We start from the raw sequence: 15574 nt of genomic DNA, 5'->3' as shown, positions 1-15574 counted from the left end.
GAATGACCAAGCCTCGCCTGAAGGTCTCCCCGGACGGAAACGTGCGAGGCCGTCCTAGCGGCTCCGAGCTCGACGGCGTCGCTTTGAGCCCTGCGACCGCAGAATGAGCCCTGCGACCGCAGAATTTGTCAGCGTGCAGCCGGTGGACCGTCTGCAGTTTCACGGCATGCCCTTGAGGGTCGTGTGAGGCGGCGGGGATGAGCGTCGAGGGGCAGACAGCCGCGTCCTTCTTCGCCGATCGTTGGAAAGGAAGGGGCGAGGTCCGCGGCCTGTTCGGCGAACGTCTGCGCACCTTCACGGTGTTCTACGAATGCGAAGGCTCGGCTACGGACAGCGCGCTGTTGTGCGATGAGCGGGTCGTCTACAACAATAGGGCAACCATGGTGCGGTCCTGGCTTCTGAGCAGCACCGGTGGAGGCGCCATGCTGGGGCTGGAAGCCTCACAGGGCGGACGCATGCGGATCCGGGACACCCGGCAAGGCTTCCAGATCCGCTACGACCGCCTTCGCATGTCGGCTGGAGCCAACGTGATCCACCTGAGAGTGAACGTCTGGCGCGAGGCCGATGGACGCGTTCGCATGAAGGGTTGGACGCGCGCCCTGGGCATCTTCCCCGTGTTCAGGACGTCGGTGGTCCTGGAGCCTGTCTCAGCGTCGGCCGCGGGCGTCAGACCAGCCAGCAGGTGATGAACAGGACCAAGCCTCCCAGCCCTAGAGCAAGGGCGCCGAACCAGAACAGCCGGTTCTTGGTTATGATGGATACTGAGGAGACGCCGATGCCGATCTCCAGCAGGGCGGCGGCGGCGGTAAGCCAGTGATGTCGCTTTTCCGCCGCTTCCGCCGTCTCAACCAGCTGATCGCGTTCGTGTTCACCGGCTGTGGCCTTGTCGCGCAGGATGTTCTGGGCCTGAACCTGATCGGCTGAGGCCTTGCGATAGCGGGCGGCGTTGGGGCCGGGAGCGTCGGCCGCGATGCCGTAGACGTGCTTCTTCAAACTGTCGGCCTGGTACTCGTTCCAGACGTCCGTAGCCTTGTCCTGGACCAGCACGGCGCGGCTGGTGGCGTTGATGGCGGTGGCGCTCTGCACGGTCTCCAGGCTGCCCACGATGGCGGCGGCAACCGCCAGAAGCGCGATGGTGATGGAGACGCGGGTGATAAACGGATCTGCGGCGTGGTGGGCGTGCTCGGCCCGCTCGTGCTGCTCGTGGGCATCCAGGGCGGATATGGCGCGTCTCCTTCGACCGACTAGACGGGCAGGGGATTGCGCTCGGTGTAGCCGAGCTGGTGCCAGTACGGGTAGGCTTTGGGCTTGGCGCTGGCCTCGTCCAACCGCTTCACCTGATCAGGCGTCAGAGTCCAACCCACGGCGCCCAGGTTCTGGCGCAGCTGCGCTTCGTCGCGCGCGCCGATGATGACCGAGGCCACGGTCGGGCGCTGCAGGAGCCAGTTCAACGCGACCTGGGGCACGCTCCTGTCCGTCTCGGCGGCCACCGCCTCCAGAGCGTCGACCACCTTGTAGACGTAGTCGTCCTCCAGCGGCGGCCCCATGTTGGCGGTCTTGTGCAGGCGGCTTTGCGCAGGGAGCGGCTGGCCGCGACGGATCTTGCCGGTGAGCCGGCCCCAGCCCAGCGGGCTCCAGACCACCGCGCCCAGGCCCTGGTCAAGGCTCAGGGGCATCAGCTCGTGTTCGTAGTCTCGCCCCACCAGCGAGTAGTAGGTCTGGTTGGCGACATAGCGGGGGAAGCCATGGCGCTCCGCCGCAGCGAGGGACTTCATCAGGTGCCATCCGGAGAAGTTCGACACACCAGTGTAGCGGACCTTTCCATCCCGCACGAGCTGATCGAGGGTGGACAGCACCTCCTCCACCGGCGTCAGAGCATCGAAGCCGTGCAGCTGGAAAAGGTCGATGTAATCGGTCTTCAGCCGCCGGAGCGCCTTCTCGACCGCCTGGATCAGATGGTAGCGGGAAGAGCCGACGTCGTTGGCGCCATCGCCGTTGCGAAAGCTCGCTTTGGTGGAGATGATCACGCTGTCGCGGGGCCGATCTTTCAGCGCCTCACCCAGGATCTCCTCTGCGGCGCCGCCCGAGTAGATGTCGGCGGTGTCGAACATCACCACGCCGGCGTCCACGCAGATGTCCACCAGCCGGCGCGCCTCGGCTACGTCCGTGGAGCCCCAGGCCTGGAAGAACTCACCCCGGCCGCCGAAGGTGCCGGTGCCGAAGCTGAGCGCCGGGACCGTGAAGCCGGAGGCGCCGAGGCGTCGATAGTCCATGAGCATTCCTGACTTCGGCTGGTGCAGGGCGCTCCTGTAGCAGGGCCGCCCTCGTGGCGCCCAGTCTGCGCATGTCGTTCCCTCAGGCGTAGGCGTAGGGGCCGCCCCGCTCAAGCGCCCGCTTGTAGGCTGGCCGCGCATGGATGCGCTCCAGGAACGCCTTCAGGTTGGTCCGGTCGGGGTCATCGCCGACGCGGGTAGCCGCGGCTTCGACAGGGAAGCTCATCATCACGTCGGCGGCGCTGAACTGCGCGCCGGCGAACCAGCCGCTTTCCGCCAGTTCGGCCTCCCAGTAGTCCAGGTGCAGCTTGATCTGCGGTCTGACGAAGCCATCCTGCGCCCGCTGGGCGATCGCCTTGACCAGGGGCCGCATCAGGACGGGGGCGCGCTGCGGCATTGCGCCGAACACCAGGCCCAGCAGCAGCGGCGGCATGGCTGAGCCCTCTGCATAGTGTAGCCAGTAGAGCCAACGTAGCCGTTCGGAACTGTCGACGCCCACGCTCTTGGTCGGCGCCAGACGGCCCTGGCCGTACCTGTCGCAGAGGTATTCGCAGATCAGGCCGGTTTCGGCGAGGATCGCCTTGTCATCGGTGATCACCGGGCTCTTGCCCAGCGGATGGACATGCTTCAGCTCGGGGGGAGCGAGCATGGTCTGCGTGTTGCGCTCATAGCGCTTCACCTCGTAGGGCACGCCGAGCTCTTCCAGCAGCCACAGCACGCGCTGAGAGCGGGAGTTGTTCAGGTGGTGGACGATGAGCATGGCTGAGGTCCAAAGAGTCGCGGGCGATTCAGGGTGGAGAGCCATAACGGCGCGGTCAACTCGTTGATGGGCCGAGATCTTCGTCTCAGCTCGCCTTCCGCGCCGAAGATTGCGTAGCGGCCCGTTCCAGGGCGCGGCCCGCGCTCTCGCCAGGGTGCAGCTCCGCTGCGCCAACCTCGAAGTCGACAGTGAAGGGACGCTGATCCTGACCGGCCTGGAAAGCGGTGCAGGCGATCACCGCTGCGATCCGCTCCGCCGCGGTCAGCGCCGCCTTGAAGCCCGCTCCCGGCAGGGCCAGGCCGAAGATTTCCGGTGCGATCCGACCGGCCGTGTCCTCCGCACGGACTAGGCGACCGACCATTGAGCCGATCTGCGGAATTGCGCGGTCCAGCCAGCCGCCGGCGCGGGCGCGCAGCGTCTCGGGTCGGTCGGCGATGCGCAGCACGGCGAGCGATAGCGGCCGTCCTCGGGTGCGGACTGACTCGGTCAGGCGCGCAAGGTGGGCGGCGAACAATTCCGGGGTGAACAGGCCCGTGCTGGGATCGGTCAGACCGATCCCCCGGGCCTGCTCCAGCGATTGCCGAATGGCGAGTTCGCGTCGGTATCCGCGCGCCAGGGCGGCGATGCGGCGGGCGGTCTCTTCCGGCGGTGTTTCGGCGGTAGCGATGTCCGTGAGCCCACGGCGGTAGGCTGCCTCTGGATCGATCTCGGAGCGGGAGCGCAGGTAGAGCAGGGTGGGCAGGTGGTAGAGGCGAGAATTACGCCGCATCCCCGCGGCGATCGAAAGCGCCTCCGCCTGGGTCTCTCCGGCCCACAGCGCCACGGCGTCAAAAGCGCGCTCGTGCAGGTAGTCGAAAGCGGTGTAGGCGGTGAAGGCCGCGGTGACCTCCGCCCCGCGCGCCCTTAGGGAGTGCGAGAGTGCCAGGAAGTTGGGCGCGGGCTCTCCCACGGTCAGCACTCTGAAGGGCGAGCTGTCTGCGTCCGGCGCGGACAGGCCGCCACCATATTCGGCGAAGGTCCGCTGGCGCAGGACGAATTCCTCTTCAGCCGCCACCGCACGCACCAGCTGCTCCAGGCGCAGCGTAATCTGCGAAGGATGGCAGGCGGCGGACAGGGTAAGATCGAAGCCGTGCTCGCCCAGCGCCGCCTCGCCCGCGCGCACGCCTATCACTGGAAAGGGCCGCGGGGCGCGCTCGGCCCGCAGTCGGTCAGCCAAGCCTCGCGCCTCGGTCAGGCCGTCGATGACGACGATCGCCGCCTCGATGGGCAGGTCCTCCAGAGCGATCTGGGCGGCGTGAGCGCCGCGGGCGGTTACCGTACGCCATCCCAGAGCGTCGAGCCCTCGGCTCAGCGGCTCGGCGACCGCTTCGTCGCGAGCCACGATCAGCACGCGAACGCCGTGCGACACCGATCACCTCTTGTTGCGCGTCGTTGCGCGACACTGGCCCCGAACTGGCGCCTAAACCGTTTATGGATCATAGCGGTGCGGCCCAGCACTGCGCAAATCGGCCCAGGCGACCCCGACTTTTGACGACTGAACCGTTCCAGAGCCGTCCCTCCGGCGGCGGCGACATCCTAGCCCGAAGCGCACCCCTACGCGCCGCGGCGACCCATGTCCGCACTCTATCGCCGGAGGAAACGCTCACCTTCATGCGGGGAGCCATGTTGCTGGTGCAACGCTCGTTTTTGCGCATCTGGGGCCGCGACTGCATGCTCTACACGGGGGGCGTGTCGTTCTTCGCCCTGCTGGCGGTATTCCCCGCGCTGACGATCCTGGTCAGCCTGTTCAGTCTGCTGGCGCCCACCTCCCAAGTCGAGGGATTCGGCGCCGCGCTGGTCAACCTCATGCCCGTGCAGGCGCAGGACCTGGTGCAGGCGGAATTGGGACGACTGGCGGGCGCGCCGCGCACGGCCATTTCAGTCCAGAGCATCGTGGCGCTGAGCATTGGGCTGTACGCCGCCCACAGAGGCTTCAAGGCGCTGCTGGCGGGCCTGTCCTTTATCTACGAAGAAGACCGGCCGCGCAACTTTGTCCAGTTCAACTTGATGGCCCTGGTGGTGGCGGTGGGGGCCTTCGCCCTCTTGGCCGCCTCGTCAAGCATATTCCTCGCTGTGCGGGTGCTGGGCTCCACTCTTAAACTCGAACTGCTTGGCCAGTCCTGGCTGAACAATGAGTGGACCTGGGAGTCTGTTGGCTTGGTGGCCGGTTTCACGCTGCTCTACCGCTACGCCATGGCCAGCCATCACGTCAGATGGCGGGCCTCGGTGACGGGCGGAGTCGTGGCCACGGGGCTATCGATCCTGGCTTCATGGTTCTGCGCTTTTTATGTAGGCAAAATCGCCAATTACGGAGCGACCTACGGGTCGATCGGTGCGGTGGTGGTGTTCCTCGTCTGGCTGTCCTGGAACGTCAACGCGGTCTTCTTCGGCGGCGCGGTCGCCACCGAGATGGAGCTGATCCTCACGCCGGGCGTCCACCACGGACCGCGCCGACCGCCGAAACGCCCTTCCGCACCCTGAAGCGAAGGACGCCGTCTTCCTGGCTGAGGTCCTCGATCACGTGGCCCGCTCCAATGGCGAAATGCGGCACGTCAATGCGCGCCATGGGATCGTCGGCCAGCAACAAGATGACCGCTCCGTCCGGCTCGGCCGCCAGAGCCCGTCGCAGCCGCAGGGTCGGCGTGGGGCAGCGATGGCCACGCGCATCCACGACCGTCTCGCCTCCGTGGGGAAGCTCCGCGTTCATCCCTGCCTGATGCGCAACAGAGCGCCGCCAAGCAAGGGCCGAACGAGTCATCTGCGCGCCCGTTCGCTCCTCGCGCCTCGTCGGGCCGGACAGGGGAGATTGGAAGATGGCGGCAGCCATGGTCGAGATTGCCTTCCAGCTCATCGAGCAGCAGCAGGTTCCCTTCGATCCGAGCCAGTTCACCGACCGCTACGAAGAGGCGTTGAAGGGTTTTGTCGCCAGCAAGCAGAGGGCCAGAACGCTGTGACTGTCGTCGAACCCGAGGACGGCAACGTCACCGACCTTAAGGCGGTCTCCGGGCCAGTCTGCAGCGTACGGGCGCTGCGCCGAAGGCGGCCGAACAGCCACCCGGGCCAAGTCGAAGGGAGCGCCGCCCGGCCGTCGTCCGACTGCCAGGCGCACGACAGGCTGAGGCCTACGGCTCTCCAGGTGGCGCGTCCTGACCGTAGGCGGCCAGACCGTCCGGCTCCACGGGATTTCCAAGAGTGGACAGGGCCGGGTCGGCCCTCATGGCCTCGGTGAGGGTGCGCACCGGTTCGTCTTCGCTGGTGACGAACTTCAGCTCGAAGGGTTTCGCCGCTCGGCGCCCGAAGCTGGTGAAGTCGTTCAAGGGCGGCCGGTTGAACCAGACAGCGTACCGCTTGCCCGGAAGGGTGCGGCAGATGAGCACGAAGCTGCGCTTGTCGTCCAGCAGGCGTGGAGCTTTTGCGCAGTCTGGATATTGCTCGCCGGCCTCCTGCGCGTAGGACCAGCCCTCGGGCCGCATGCGCGTGTCGTAGGTCACCCGCAGCACGAGCAGTCCAGGCGAGACCTTGGCGCCGGAGGCAGGGAAGGTGCTCTGCACCTTGGGGACGACGCGGCTTGCCGTGACCGTAACCACCGAGGTCTCGGTGTCCAGGGCGCCTCCTTTCGGATGGGCGGCCAACGGCTTTCCCATCGCGGCGGACGCGCCGAGAGTCATGCCCAGCCAACTCGCCGCCAAAGCTGACAAGCCAGGGCCTGGGAGGTGAAAACACCGCGCTCGACCATGGCCGGCCGTCTGGCGGCGGACGATGAACGGAACGGTCAGGGCGGGTTCAGACTTCATTTGTTGTACTGGAAGATGGCTGCTCAGGCGAGCGGCGGAGGATACGCCGATGATCTCGACCGCGATACTGTCCCGATCGAGCCTGATGCTGGCGGCGTTGGGGCTGAGCGTCTCGCCTCTGGCCGCTTCCTTCGCTTCGGCCCAGGATGTCGGTGCGCAGGCCTATGGCCAGCCCTATGGCGGCGACCAGGGCTATGACCAGTCAGGCTATCGCCAATCGGGTTACGGCCAACCTGATCCTAGCGGGCAGCCAGGCTATGGCGGTCCGGGCTACGGCCAAGATCCTTCGCAGGGCGGCTACACATCTGCACCGCCACCTCCGCGGGATGGCTACGGACAGCCACCCCAAGGTGGTTACGGGCAACAGGGTTATGGTCAGCCTGAGAGCTATGGCCAGCAAGGTTACGGCCAGCCGGGTTACGGCCAACAGGGCTCTGGGCAGTCAAGCTACGGCGGCCAGTCGGGCTATGATCAATCCGGTTATGGGCAGGGCGGCTATGCGCAGCCAGGTTATGGCCAGCAAGGCTACCCGCCGCCTTCAGACAACGGCTATCCGCAAGGGCCGGGCTATGGCGGAGCATCGTCGGTTCCGCCACCGCCAGGATACGATCGAAACGGCCCGGATGCAGGCGGCTCGCCTCAGGCCGACCAGCAATATGCTCAGGCGGCTGAGCAGTGGGCCACGGACAACTGCGTGAAGTCCGGCGGCAACGTCGCAGGCGGCGCGCTCATCGGCGGGGCGCTGGGAGCCTTCGCCGGCGCAGGGCTGGCCGGTCGCCATAGCCGTGGCGCCGGAGCGCTCGCCGGCGCTGCGGGTGGGGCGTTGCTGGGCGGAGCGGTCGCCTCCAGTCAGCCAGGCGGCACAAGCCCCGGGTGTCCGCCCGGCTACGTGCTGCGCGGGGATGCGCCGGGCTTCACCTACGGTGGAGGCTACGCCTACGCTGCACCTGTGGATTACAATCCCTGGCTCTACGTCGGCGGCCGGTGGAGCTATCGTCCATATCCCTACCATGTCTGGTACTATCGCCATCACCGGCCTTACCGCTACTGAGGCGTTACGGCTGACCTCCGCGTGAGGGTGAGGGGCAGCTACGCTTCTGGAGCTTGAGCATGGGTGAGCCGCCGCAATTGCATCGCCTGGTCGAGACGATCCTCGGCCACTCCGCCGCCCGCGACACGCTCGAGGCCCTGCGGATGTCGCCGGCTTTGCTTAACCCGTCCGGGGCCGATGGGCGGGTCTCTCGGGCTGTGGCCGCCATGGCGCTCAACATCCTGCTGTTCCACGACCTGCTCGCCCGGGCGCCGACCGCCGCGGCCTATGTGGCGGATCGGCGGGCAGACGGTGCGGGTGTCGTGTTCGATCACGGCGCGTTGCGCACCATTCGATTCAAAGAGGGGCCGACGGGCGCTCTGCCACCGGGTGAAGCGGCCTTCACCCGTGTCCTGGAGCCGCTTGGCTACGCACTGGCTGGCGTCTACCCGCTGGACAGGCTGGGGATGACGGGCCGCGCCTACGCCCAGGAGGACTTTCCGGAGGACGTGCCGCAGTTCTTCCTGAGCGAGTTGCATGTGGACCGCTTCAGCGCGCCCTTCCAGGCCGCCGCCCATGCGGTCTTCGATAGTTCCAGCGATCCGCTTGATCCGGTCAGCCTCGCCGACTTAGGCCAGCTTCGCGCCAAGGGCGAGCTGGAAATGGCCGCAGCCATCCGGCTGCTGTCGGTCCTGGCGTCGGTCTTTGGGCGCCGGCATGCGGTCCCGCGGCTCGCCGACTACCGCACCCTGCTGGGCGAGTCGGCGGAGGCGGCCTGGATCGCCACTGAGGGCAACGCCTTCAACCACGCCACGGACCGGGTTTCGGACGTGGACGCTCTGGCCCAGGCTCAGCGTGCGCTCGGCCGCCCGATGAAGCCCGCGGTCGAGATCTCCGCTTCGGGCCGCGTGCGCCAGACCGCTTTCCGCGCCGATCCGGTGGAGCGCAGCTTCCTCGACGACAGTGGCGGTGAGGTGCGGATGAGTGCGCCAGGCTCCTTCTACGAGTTCATCACCCGGGATGTAGAGGCGGAAGCCGGGCGTATCGATCTGCGCTTCGACAGTTCCAACGCCCAGGGCATCTTCAAGATGACACAGGTGCAGGGCGCCTGACGCGCTTCGACGTTGCGAGCTTGAGAAACTGTAAGCTCGGAGTGTCTCGACAGACGTCATGGCCAAGCTACAGTCAGGGTCCTCAAGAGGGAGCGACTCCTATGCGTACGTTCATGCTGGCTGCGGCCGCCATAATCCTCATGGCTGGCTCGGCCATGGCGCAGGCGCCTACTGCCACGACCACGACCACCACCAAGGTGGCCGGCCATCCAAAGGTCACCACCACCCACACCGGTCTAGCGCCCAAGGGTGCACGGACGGAGGCGTCCCTGGCCTGCTCCGCAAGCGCAGACTCCAAGGGCGTCCACGGGAAGGACCGCGAGAAGTTCATGCGCGCCTGCAAGAAGAGCAAGTAGGACCGAGGCCCGCAAGGCGGCGCAGGCCGCCGCCTTGCGCCAGGCCGGGAAGGATCTCTATCGCCGGTAATCTGCGCGGACTGTGCCCCGGTCGCGAATAGTAGACGCGCAGCCTCGAAAAGCGATTTGTGCTGGGTTCTATAGACTTTTTATTCTGACACGAAACAGGCACTTAGCGTGCCACCTGACGGGCCTCCCGAAACGGCCTGAAATGCGCTAGGAGCCACAGAGGAGCCGAGCGCCTTAATGCGGGTGTGGTGGAATTGGTAGACGCGCCGGACTCAAAATCCGGTTCCGCAAGGAGTGTCGGTTCGACCCCGACCACCCGCACCACCTTTAGGTCGAGCTAAGCCTTCCGCAGCGTATTTATCGGCCTAATCGCATCGCCGACGACGCCTTGCCGAGGTCCATTAAGTGAGGTGGTCCCTTGAAATCGGACAGGGTGTTGAGGTGGGTTCGACCGAGAGGAAGGACGGACCCGATGACGGGCAAGCGGAAGCGGTCTTCTGCTGAGTTCAACGCCAAGGTGGCGCTAGAGGCGCTGCGTGGCGAACGGACGGTGGCGGAGCTGAGCCCCGAGCAAGCTCCAGATGGCAAGAGTCCGCAACGAGACGGCTGCGGCGGCCCGGCTTTGTTCGCCTGGGCTAAGGCGCTGGATCATGGGCGGCTCACCAGGGGATGGCGGCAGCCGGCGCGCTCGGTCACGTGGAGGTTACCGTAAAGGCGGGTCCCGGCACGTCGGTCACCTCGATCAAAAGCCGCGAAAACGTCCAGGCCAGCCGCGGCGAATTACACCATGGAGGCTAATCTCAAATCCCATTTGGCTCGGCTGATCCCGCCATCCTCGGCCATCATCTACAGCCGCGGCCATGCTCCGTGGGCGTCTTTAGTGGAAAGAGCTAAAAACGGCGTAGGTCATCCGTCCGTAAAGACCAAAACGCGTTCAATCGATCGCATATGAACAATCAATTGTACAAGCCGGTCGACAAGGCTTTGTTTGGACGGAGCACCGGTCGCCGGAAGCGCGGGCCTCATCGGCACGCCGTCATAAAAGCGGCAAGGGAGACGAAGATGGATGCGAAGGTTGAAGACAGCATCGAGGCCCAATGCCCGATGGGACGCGGCGGCCGCGGCGGCGGCGGCCGGCAGTGGTGGCCCGACAACCTGCGCCTTGAGGGGCTGAACCAGCACGCGCCGCGCTCCAGTCCGATGGGCGAGGCGTTCGACTATGCCGAAGAGTTCAAGACCCTCGACCTCAATGCGGTCATCGCCGACCTGCACGCCCTGATGACCGACAGCCAGGAGTGGTGGCCGGCGGACTTCGGCCATTATGGCGGCCTGTTCATCCGCCTGGCCTGGCACAGCGCGGGCACCTACCGCATCACCGACGGTCGCGGCGGCGCGGGCGGCGGGCAGCAGCGCTTCGCGCCGCTGAACAGCTGGCCGGACAACGCCAATCTCGACAAGGGCCGCCGCCTGCTCTGGCCGATCAAGCAGAAGTACGGCCAGAAGCTCTCCTGGGCCGACCTGTTCGTGCTGGTGGGCAACGTCGCTCTGGAGTCCATGGGCTTCAAGACCTTCGGCTTCGCCGGCGGCCGGGCCGACACCTGGGAGCCGGAGGAGCTGTTCTGGGGGCCGGAAGGCTCGTGGCTCGGCAACGAGCGCTACAGCGGCGAGCGCCAGCTGCATGACGCGCTGGGCGCAGTGCAGATGGGCCTGATCTACGTCAATCCAGAGGGTCCCGACGGCAAGCCCGACCCGCTGGGCTCCGCCCACGACATCCGCATGACCTTCGCGCGCATGGCCATGAACGACGAGGAGACCGTCGCCCTGGTCGGCGGTGGCCACACCTTTGGCAAGACCCACGGCGCGGGCGACCCTTCCTTCGTCGGCCCCGAGCCGGAAGGCGCGGTGATCGAGGACCAGGGCTTGGGCTGGCGCAGCAAGCACGGCACGGGCCACGGCGCGGACGCCATCACCGCGGGCCTGGAGGTCACCTGGAGCCAGACGCCGACCCAATGGTCCAACCGCTACTTTGAGAACCTCTACAAGTTCGAGTGGGAGCTGACCAAGAGCCCGGGCGGCGCTTGGCAGTGGGAGGCGAAGGACGGGCCGGAGGACGTGCCGCACGCCCATCACCCCGGCTTTCAGAAGCCGCGCATGCTGACCAGCGACCTCGCGCTCCGCATGGACCCCGAGTACGACAGTATCAGCCGCCGGTTTCTTGAGAATCCGGACCAGTTCGCCGACGCCTTCGCCCGCGCCTGGTTCAAGCTGACCCATCGCGACATGGGCCCGATCCAGCGCTACCTGGGCCCATTGGTCCCCAAGGAGACGCTGATCTGGCAGGACCCGATCCCGGCCAACGACCATCCATTGATCGATGCGCAGGACGTGACGGACCTGAAGGCCAGGATCCTTGCCTCCGGCCTCACCGTGCCGCAGCTGGTCTCCACCGCCTGGGCCTCAGCCTCTACCTTCCGCGGCTCGGACAAGCGGGGCGGCGCCAACGGCGCGCGCATCCGCCTGGCGCCGCAAAAGGACTGGCCGGTGAACAACCCGCCCGAGCTGACCCGCGTGCTCCAGGCGCTCCAGGCCATCCAGTCGGAGTTCAACGGCTCGGCGCCAGGCGGCAAGAAGGTCTCGATCGCGGACCTGATCGTCCTCGGCGGCGCCGCGGCGGTCGAGAAGGCCGCCCGCGATGCCGGCACGGACGTGCAGGTCCCCTTCACGCCGGGTCGTATGGACGCCTCGCAGGAGCAGACCGACGCGGAGTCCTTCGCGCCGCTCGAGCCCCGCGCCGACGGCTTCCGCAACTACCGCCAGGGCGAGCAGTTCATGGCGCCCGAGGAGGCGCTGATTGACAAGGCGCAGCTGCTGCGGCTGAGCGGACCGGAGCTGACGGTGCTGGTCGGTGGCCTGCGAGTGCTCGGCGCCAACGCTGAGGGCTCTAAGGACGGGATCTTCACCGACGAGGTGGGCAGGCTGACCAACGACTTCTTCGTCAACCTGCTCGACATGGGGACGGAGTGGCGGCCCGCCGGGTCCGTAAACACCTTCCAGGGGATCGATCGCAGGACCAAGGCGGTGAAGTGGACCGGCACGCGGGTCGACCTGATCTTCGGGTCGCATTCCGAGCTGCGCGCCCTGGCGGAGGTCTACGCCTGCTCCGACGCCAAGGCCAAGTTCGCCCACGACTTCGTGGCGGCCTGGGCCAAGGTCATGGACGCCGACCGCTTCGACTTGGCGGCCTGACCGCCGCCGGCCTGGAAGCCTTAGAATCGAGGGCGAAGATGACGATGATCTTCGCCCTTTCTGAATTACCTGAACGTTCCCGCGTGCTTGGAGACCGAGTAAGCTCGCAAGATGACGAACCGGGGGGCACTTTCCATACGCTTCCTCCTCCTGAGGAGCCGTCTCGACCGATGCCGCCACGTGTTGAAACGGCTCTTGGACGTTCTAGGCCAGGGCCTTTTCCGCCGGATGCGCGTTGGGGACGTCTGATGGAAGTCCTGAGTAGCCGCGTTCCTCGTATTCCCGCCGGAAGCCCACGGCTGTGGCGGCCGCGGCGGGTGGTGATCACGCACTCGGCCATGGCGTGGGCGCATGGTCGCGAGATCGCTGCGCGCGCGGCGAGCCTAGGGTCCGACGTGGTGGAGCTTCCCGGCGACCGGGTGGTCCTGCCCAAGGCCGCGGATAAGCGCACCGCCTACAAGGACGCCAAATCGACCCTGGCGGTCGTCGTCGCGCCGGCCGGCAAGCGGCGGCTGCAGCCCATCCCGCCGTCGGCGGACTGGCGCTTCGACTTGGCCGAAGGATGTCACGCCCACTGCCAGTACTGTTATCTTGCAGGCTCGCTCGCCGGCGCGCCCATCACCCGCGTCTACGCCAATGTAGGGGAGATCCTAGATGACCTGGCCGCCTATGTGGGCCAGGGGTCGGTCACCTCCGTGTCCCAGGCGCGAAGCCAGGAAGGCACGACCTTCGAGGCTTCCTGCTACGCCGACCCGCTCGGGGTCGAGCATCTGACCGGCAGCCTTGCGGAGGCGGTGCGCTTCTTCGGAGCTTGGGAGGCGCCCGTGCAGCTCCGCTTCACCACCAAGTTCGATGGCGTGGAGCCCCTGCTGGGTCTGGCTCATGCGCGCCGCGTGAGGGTGCGCATGTCGGTCAACGCCGCGCCGCTGATCCGCTTCGAAGGGGGTACGAGCCCTCTCGCCGCCCGGCTCGCAGCCCTGGGCCGGCTCGCACGGGACGGCTACCGGGTCGGGCTGACCGTCGCGCCTATCCAGCCCGTCGACGGGTGGCGCGAGGCCTACACGGCGCTCTTCGCACAGGCTGCAGCCGAGCTGGAGGGGATTCCCGACCTCGACCTCACCGCGGAGCTGATCACCCACCGGTTCACGCCCAAGTCCAAGGCGGTGCTGCAGGCCTGGTACCCGGGTACAGCGCTGGACCTCGACGAGGACAGCCGGTCGCGCAAGCTGACCAAGTTCGGCTCGACCAAGTTCGTCTATCCGGCCGCCCTCATGCGGGACATGCGCGAGGCGCTCTCCACCATGATCGGCCGGGAACTCCCCTCGGCCCGGATCCTCTACTGGACGTGACGCCGCCAGCGACTTCTCGCCTTGCTTACTCGGGGGCCTTCCCCGAGGCGAAAAGCGCCGCCACTTCGGCCGCCCTGGGCGATCCAAGCCCGGTGCAGGCGTCCCAGCCCTTTGCCGCCGCATAGCCGACGCTACCGGACCTGTTGTCACCCAAGACAATGTCGCGGAACGCGTCGGCATGGGCGTAGAGCACTGCGTGGGGCTGGCCCGACGGGCGGCCGGCGCCCGCGTTGATCAGGGCGAACAGCCCGGCCCAGAGCGGCGCCGCCGCGCTGGTGCCCCCGATCACCTGGGCCTGCCCGTCGACCACCACGCGGTAGCCGCTGTCCGGATCGGCGTTGGCCGCGACGTCGGGAACGCCGCGACCCTTGCGCTGGCCGTTCACCGAGGCTGGCAGCGATAATGGGGCCTGGTAGGCGGGGATGTCGAAGAGGTCGCTGATCCCGCCGCCTGTTCCTCCGCCGTCGCTGTTCCACACCGTCTCGCCGCTGATCTCGGTGCTGGACGCTGTAAGGTGCGTGCCTCCGCACCCCAGGACGAGCGGACTGGAGGCCGGGAAATCCACGTGCGCCTTGCCGTCGTCCACGCCATCGGTGGCCAGCCCGTCGCCTGAGGCGGCGAGGACGGTGACGCCCAGGTCGGCGGCGTCCTGGAGGGCGGAGCCCATGGCGGTGATCGCCTGCTGGGTCCAGCCGCTCTCGGCCGAGCCCCAGCTGATGGAAAGCACGCTCGGCGCGTTGGCCTCGTCATGTGCGGCCTGGCTGATGGCGTCGACGAAGCCCTGGTCCGTGTTGGCGGCGAAATAGACCGCCAGGTGCGCGCCCGGCGCGCCTGCGCCCGCCACCTGGATGTCCAGGGCCACCTCGCCGTCGGCGTCGGTGTCCTTGCCCGGCGTGTTCGCCCCGCCTGACACCGGTACGGCGGTCACCTGGGGCGGCGCCAGCGACATGGCGGCGAACGCGGCCGCCGTGTCGCTGGCGTTGAAGCCGCCGCCGAGCTCGATGACGCCGATGCACTGGCCCGATCCCGCACCGGACGGGGAGGGGAAGCCGTACAGCCTGGCGACCTGGTTCGGCAGGAAGCCTGCATCGACGCTCGGGTTGGCGAGCCGCCTGGACTTGGGCGTGGCGATCGGGCGCTGGTCCAGGCCGAGGACGGCTTCGACCATGGCCGAGATGTCGGAGGGGGCGGTCAGGGCCCCCGAGCGCGCCCGGAAGGCCCGGCCTGCGTGCCGGTACTGGCGGAGCTGCGTCCCGAAGGCGGCCTGGAGCGCACCCAGCGTGCTTTCGAGCCGGACCAGGCGGCGGCCCGCATCGGTCTCCACCACGCTCAGCCCCTCGCGCCTGGCGAAGGCCTGCAGGCGCGCCATCGCGTCCGCAAGGCTCGCCTGGCGCTCGGTTCTGAGCTCCGTCCGCGTGCGGAAGCTCTGGTCCCTCGAAGGGTGAAGCGCAGTCGGCGGCTTGAGATAGACGCTCACCTGCGCGACCGCTTCCGCGGCGACTTCCCCCGTGTCCACGCCTGTGGGCGGGGTCCGCTCGCTGCCCACGATGACTGACCGTTGCTCCGCCATGATGTCCTCCTGCGCGCTCAAAACGTCCCGCGGCGC

General features: G+C 67.4%; 15 protein-coding genes and 1 tRNA gene. 9 read left to right on the top strand and 7 right to left on the bottom strand.

The window, feature by feature from the left end:
- Window positions 1-197 precede the first annotated feature (197 nt).
- Complete coding sequence (locus HUV06_RS03640; RefSeq protein WP_174299911.1) at window positions 198-686, top strand: DUF3833 family protein; 489 nt, start codon at window positions 198-200, stop codon at window positions 684-686.
- Here the strand turns inward: HUV06_RS03640 and HUV06_RS03635 are convergent.
- From HUV06_RS03635 to HUV06_RS03620, 4 genes are all read right to left on the bottom strand, one after another.
- The gene (locus HUV06_RS03635; protein ID WP_254600857.1) at window positions 667-1104 is read right to left on the bottom strand and encodes a DUF4337 family protein; all 438 of its coding nucleotides are present in this window, start codon (window positions 1102-1104) and stop codon (window positions 667-669) included. The genes HUV06_RS03640 and HUV06_RS03635 overlap by 20 nt on opposite strands.
- A 140-nt stretch (window positions 1105-1244) precedes the next feature.
- Complete coding sequence (locus tag HUV06_RS03630) at window positions 1245-2273, bottom strand: aldo/keto reductase (RefSeq protein ID WP_174299910.1); 1029 nt, start codon at window positions 2271-2273, stop codon at window positions 1245-1247.
- Window positions 2274-2355: 82 nt separating this feature from the next.
- Window positions 2356-3033, bottom strand: a complete 678-nt coding sequence (locus HUV06_RS03625) for a glutathione S-transferase family protein (RefSeq protein WP_174299909.1) — start codon at window positions 3031-3033, stop codon at window positions 2356-2358.
- Window positions 3034-3118: 85 nt separating this feature from the next.
- A complete protein-coding gene (locus tag HUV06_RS03620) occupies window positions 3119-4441 on the bottom strand; it encodes a diguanylate cyclase domain-containing protein (protein ID WP_174299908.1) in 1323 nt (440 codons plus the stop codon).
- A gap of 119 nt (window positions 4442-4560) precedes the next feature.
- Here HUV06_RS03620 and HUV06_RS03615 point away from each other — a divergent pair, with 119 nt between their 5' ends.
- Window positions 4561-5553 carry a YihY/virulence factor BrkB family protein gene (locus HUV06_RS03615; RefSeq protein WP_254600856.1) on the top strand — a complete coding sequence of 331 codons (993 nt, stop codon included), beginning with the start codon at window positions 4561-4563 and terminating at the stop codon, window positions 5551-5553.
- On the opposite strand, the gene HUV06_RS03610 is transcribed toward HUV06_RS03615, so the two are convergent.
- Window positions 5495-5779, bottom strand: a complete 285-nt coding sequence (locus HUV06_RS03610; RefSeq protein WP_174299907.1) for a sulfurtransferase TusA family protein — start codon at window positions 5777-5779, stop codon at window positions 5495-5497. The genes HUV06_RS03615 and HUV06_RS03610 overlap by 59 nt on opposite strands.
- 106 nt (window positions 5780-5885) lie before the next feature.
- On the opposite strand from HUV06_RS03610, the gene HUV06_RS03605 reads away from it, so the two are divergent.
- Complete coding sequence (locus HUV06_RS03605; RefSeq protein WP_174299906.1) at window positions 5886-6026, top strand: hypothetical protein; 141 nt, start codon at window positions 5886-5888, stop codon at window positions 6024-6026.
- Window positions 6027-6194: 168 nt separating this feature from the next.
- On the opposite strand, the gene HUV06_RS03600 is transcribed toward HUV06_RS03605, so the two are convergent.
- Window positions 6195-6716, bottom strand: coding sequence for a hypothetical protein (locus HUV06_RS03600; RefSeq protein WP_174299905.1), 522 nt, complete (start codon window positions 6714-6716; stop codon window positions 6195-6197).
- 199 nt (window positions 6717-6915) lie between these two features.
- On the opposite strand from HUV06_RS03600, the gene HUV06_RS15965 reads away from it, so the two are divergent.
- The 6 genes from HUV06_RS15965 to HUV06_RS03570 all read left to right on the top strand — a co-directional run bounded on the left by HUV06_RS15965 (window position 6916) and on the right by HUV06_RS03570 (window position 13968).
- Entirely contained in the window at window positions 6916-7917 is a 1002-nt protein-coding gene (locus HUV06_RS15965) for a hypothetical protein (RefSeq protein ID WP_217433619.1), read from the top strand.
- A gap of 59 nt (window positions 7918-7976) precedes the next feature.
- Window positions 7977-9008, top strand: a complete 1032-nt coding sequence (locus HUV06_RS03590) for a 2-oxoadipate dioxygenase/decarboxylase family protein (protein ID WP_174299904.1) — start codon at window positions 7977-7979, stop codon at window positions 9006-9008.
- Between the two features lie 101 nt (window positions 9009-9109).
- On the top strand, window positions 9110-9364 hold the full coding sequence (locus tag HUV06_RS03585; protein WP_174299903.1) for a PsiF family protein: 255 nt from the start codon (window positions 9110-9112) through the stop codon (window positions 9362-9364).
- A gap of 248 nt (window positions 9365-9612) precedes the next feature.
- Window positions 9613-9697, top strand: a tRNA-Leu gene (locus HUV06_RS03580).
- Between the two features lie 738 nt (window positions 9698-10435).
- Entirely contained in the window at window positions 10436-12619 is a 2184-nt protein-coding gene (gene katG / locus HUV06_RS03575) for a catalase/peroxidase HPI (protein ID WP_174299902.1), read from the top strand.
- 317 nt (window positions 12620-12936) lie between these two features.
- The gene (locus tag HUV06_RS03570; protein WP_217433618.1) at window positions 12937-13968 is read left to right on the top strand and encodes a spore photoproduct lyase family protein; all 1032 of its coding nucleotides are present in this window, start codon (window positions 12937-12939) and stop codon (window positions 13966-13968) included.
- Between the two features lie 25 nt (window positions 13969-13993).
- Here the strand turns inward: HUV06_RS03570 and HUV06_RS03565 are convergent.
- On the bottom strand, window positions 13994-15574 hold a 1581-nt coding region (locus tag HUV06_RS03565; RefSeq protein WP_217433617.1), incomplete at its 5' end, for a protease pro-enzyme activation domain-containing protein.

The organism is Caulobacter sp. S45 (genome assembly GCF_903642205.1).
GTDB lineage: Bacteria > Pseudomonadota > Alphaproteobacteria > Caulobacterales > Caulobacteraceae > CAHJWH01.
This window is presented reverse-complemented; position numbering and strand designations above follow the sequence as displayed.

Excerpts from the sequence above, each read along its gene's own strand:
- HUV06_RS03605 (WP_174299906.1), top strand. The coding sequence starts at position 5,886 with ATGGCGGCAGCCATGGTCGAGATTGCCTTCCAGCTCATCGAGCAGCAG.
- HUV06_RS03625 (WP_174299909.1), bottom strand. The coding sequence starts at position 3,033 with ATGCTCATCGTCCACCACCTGAACAACTCCCGCTCTCAGCGCGTGCTG.
- HUV06_RS03590 (WP_174299904.1), top strand. The coding sequence starts at position 7,977 with ATGGGTGAGCCGCCGCAATTGCATCGCCTGGTCGAGACGATCCTCGGC.
- HUV06_RS03600 (WP_174299905.1), bottom strand. The coding sequence starts at position 6,716 with ATGGGAAAGCCGTTGGCCGCCCATCCGAAAGGAGGCGCCCTGGACACC.
- katG (WP_174299902.1), top strand. The coding sequence starts at position 10,436 with ATGGATGCGAAGGTTGAAGACAGCATCGAGGCCCAATGCCCGATGGGA.
- HUV06_RS03610 (WP_174299907.1), bottom strand. The coding sequence starts at position 5,779 with ATGAACGCGGAGCTTCCCCACGGAGGCGAGACGGTCGTGGATGCGCGT.
- HUV06_RS03630 (WP_174299910.1), bottom strand. The coding sequence starts at position 2,273 with ATGGACTATCGACGCCTCGGCGCCTCCGGCTTCACGGTCCCGGCGCTC.
- HUV06_RS15965 (WP_217433619.1), top strand. The coding sequence starts at position 6,916 with ATGATCTCGACCGCGATACTGTCCCGATCGAGCCTGATGCTGGCGGCG.
- HUV06_RS03640 (WP_174299911.1), top strand. The coding sequence starts at position 198 with ATGAGCGTCGAGGGGCAGACAGCCGCGTCCTTCTTCGCCGATCGTTGG.
- HUV06_RS03585 (WP_174299903.1), top strand. The coding sequence starts at position 9,110 with ATGCGTACGTTCATGCTGGCTGCGGCCGCCATAATCCTCATGGCTGGC.